Here is a 3,614-nt window from a genome sequence, read left to right as displayed (position 1 = left end):
GTTTTCTCCTGAAGCAAGCGTCACACTTAACTTGCCTTGTTCCACAAACTCTTTTCCTTGCTCTTCTGAAAGGTTCTTTAATGCTTGGTTGACCTCATTTACTTGTTTTCCAAACTTCGGTCCCGCCTGTTTAAAATCAAGTTTTAATACATAAGAAACAAGTTTGTCGTCGTCTTGCTCCACGTTAAAGTTCTTCACATTAAGCTCATCTTTGATGACATCATGGTACGCTTCCCACTCTACATCTTCTTCCGTTACCACAAGCGAAAGACTTTGCAGAGGCTGCTTTACTTTTAACGAATGCGTATTTCGGATGCTTCGGCCTAGTTCAACTACTTGCAGTACCGCTGCCATTTCTTTTTCCAGCTTTTCGTTCACTTTCGTTTGATCACAAACAGGATAGTCTGCTAAATGAACGCTTTTCCCTGTGAGATTTTCATGAACATCATCCGCAACAAACGGCGTAAACGGTGCTAACAGCTGACTTAACGTCACTAACACTTCATGAAGCGTATCGTAAGCTGCTGCTTTTTCTCCGTCCATCCCTTCTGACCAAAAACGATCGCGGGAACGTCGTACATACCAGTTGCTTAGCTCTTCAATAAATGCCGCGATTTCACGAGCAGCGCTTGTAAACCCGTAATCTTCAAGATATGCTGTTGCTCGCTTAACCGTGCTGTGCAAACGCGAAAGAATCCACTCATCCAATTTTGTTTTTTTCAATTCATACGTTTGCTCAGGGTCATAGTCGTCAAGCTTGGCGTACAGAACGTAAAAGCCATACACGTTCACAAGCGTATCAATCACTTTTGATTTTGCTTCTTGCACGACCCGCTCTGAAAACTTCTTCGGATTCCAAGGTGCACTGTCTGCTAAAAGCGCCCATCTAAGCGCATCCGCACCAAATGTATGAATAAGATCAACAGGGTCTAGCGCATTTCCTTTACTTTTAGACATCTTTTGACCGTTTTCATCTAACACGTGGCCAAGAGACAAAACGCGCTTATAAGGCGCTTTTCCAGTAAACAGCGTTGAAACTGCCATCAAGCTGTAAAACCAGCCGCGCGTTTGATCAATTCCTTCTGCGATAACGTCTGCCGGGAACTGCTTTTGAAACAGTTCGCTGTTTTCGAACGGATAGTGATACTGCGCAAACGGCATCGAGCCACTGTCAAACCAAACGTCAATCACTTCCGGCGTTCGCTTCATTTCTCCACTACAGACCGGACACGTTAGCTGCACGTCATCTACATAAGGCTTATGAAGTTCAATGCTGTCAACCACGGAATGAGACGCATGTTCCTGAAGCTCTTTGATGCTTTTTGGCGCTACTTGATGCTGGCATGCTCCGCATTCCCATACGTTCAGCGGCGTTCCCCAGTAGCGCTTTCTGCTGATGTTCCAGTCCACCATATTTTCTAAAAAATTGCCAAAGCGACCGTGCTTGATATGATCCGGGTACCACGTCACGCTTTCATTGTTTTTCAAAAACTGTTCCTTCAACGCCGTCGTTTGGATAAACCAGCTTTCATTTGCGTAATAAAGAAGCGGCGAGTCGCATCGCCAGCAAAACGGATAGCTGTGCTCATGCTTTTCTTTATGATACAGCACGCCTTCATTTGCTAAATAACGTACGATATCAACGTCGCAGTYTTTCACGAAACGTCCTTGAAAAGGCGGCACTTCAGACGTGTACTGTCCTTTTTCATCCACTACGTTCACAAATGAAAAGCCGTTTTCTTTTACAACTCTGTAATCATCTTCGCCGTATGCAGGTGCTAAATGAACAACTCCTGTTCCGCTTTGATCCGTTACATAATCAGCCGTTACAACTTCATGCCCTTTTTCCACTTTCACAAAATCAAACGGCGGCTCATATGACATCCCTTTTAACTCATTTCCTTTATGATGAGATAAAACCGTATACTCTCCTTTTAACACCTTGTCTGCGAGTGCTTCTGCCACTATATACACGCTATCGCCTTGCTCAGCGCGGACATAACTCATCTCTTCATGCACCGCGAGCGCCACGTTTGACGGAAGCGTCCAAGGCGTTGTCGTCCAGCCTAAAAAATACTCATTATCGCGGTTTTTCACTTTAAATTTCACCGTTACCGTTAAATCTTTTACATCTTTATACCCTTGCGCCACTTCATGCGAACTTAATGATGTTTGACAGCTCGGGCAGTAAGGTGATACGCGGTGGCCTTTATAAAGAAGTCCTTTATCATGAATCGTGCCAAGCACGTTCCATACACTTTCAATGTATGAATTCTCCAAGGTGATGTAAGGGTCTTCCATATCAACCCAATAGCCAAGCTGCTCCGTGAACGTGCGCCACTGCTTTTYATACACAAACACACTTTCCTTACACTTATTGATAAAAGCTTCTACGCCGTATTTTTCAATGTCATGCTTCCCAGATATTCCGAGCTGCTTTTCAACACCGAGCTCAACCGGAAGTCCGTGCGTATCCCAGCCTGCTTTTCGAATTACTTGATACCCCGTCATCGTTTTATAACGGGCCACAACGTCTTTAATCGTCCGGCCTAGCGCGTGCCCCACGTGAGGCAAACCGTTTGCTGTGGGAGGCCCTTCATAAAATACAAACGACGGATGCCCTTCTCGGTTTTGAACCGACTGGTGAAACACATTTCCTTTTTGCCACTGCTGCTGGATACGCTGTTCGCGCTCTTGCGAAGACTCTCTTACATTCACTTCTTTCATGTGATACCACTCCTTTTAAAGTTAAAAGCACACAAAGAAACCCGTCCCTATGACTAGGGACGGGTATTTAACCGCGGTACCACCCTGGCTTCTATTGATCCGTTCATCAATAGCACTCAGCAACGTACAATCATACGCGTTCTTTTTAACGGTAGACTACCGTTCAAACTTACTTATAGTTCAGTTTGACTTCTCAGAGAGGATATTCCCCTGCAGCTTGAACACCGGCTTTCAGCTATCACCAGCTCTCTGTGGAACAAACTTGCAGCGTACTGATTCTCTTCAACGAATTTGTGTGCTTTTATTAGTAGCTATTGTATGCGGTTTGGAAGGGAATGTCAATGTTTTGAAATCCTTATTGAGATCAAAAGGTTTAGATCTAGGTTATTTTGTTTCTACACTTAACATTTGTTCGAGTTTATTACGCGCCGTTATCCCGTTCTTATCTTTCCATTCAGAAGTTCCGCTGCTTCTTCGCTGTGTCACAAACACTGCCGCAGCTGATATGGAAGAAAAAACTTGATCTTGCACCAGCACGTATCTACCATCTTTTATTTCTAGTACACCGTTTTCTAGAAAAGTATTAATATGGTCTTGCTGCCTTTTAAGTTTAGGTCCTTCTAGCTGCTGTTCGCTTGCAAGCAAAGCTCCTTTATAGACAAGAAATCCATCGCTAACATATTTCCCGGTCGCATACGCATCTCGGCGTTTACAATATAGAACATCCTCTACTATTACTGATTTTATATCTTTTGACAAGTGTGTCTCAACTTGAACAACCTTTTCTATCGGTTGCTCTGCTTCACTCTTTGGTATATAACCAGACTGTACAGCTTCACTTTCATATTCTCCTCCACTTGAAGCATCCGCAAAAATTGAAAATCCTA

Annotated in this window: 2 protein-coding genes and 1 other annotated feature; both genes read right to left on the bottom strand. The window is 43.9% G+C overall.

Translation table 11 applies throughout. The features are described from left to right. Window positions 1-2,727, bottom strand: a 2,727-nt coding sequence (gene ileS / locus AC1DRF_RS19600) for an isoleucine--tRNA ligase (protein WP_477741458.1), incomplete at its 3' end; no start/stop codon positions are given. A gap of 52 nt (window positions 2,728-2,779) precedes the next feature. Further along, window positions 2,780-3,022: a binding site (T-box leader), on the bottom strand. An 89-nt stretch (window positions 3,023-3,111) separates the two neighbouring features. Next, window positions 3,112-3,614: DUF4357 domain-containing protein (locus AC1DRF_RS19595; RefSeq protein WP_477741457.1), on the bottom strand; the 503-nt coding region annotated here is incomplete at its 5' end.

Source organism: Priestia sp. P5_B4, from assembly GCF_056400385.1.
Note: the sequence above shows the minus strand (reverse complement) of the source record. Positions and strands in the feature narration are given on the sequence as shown.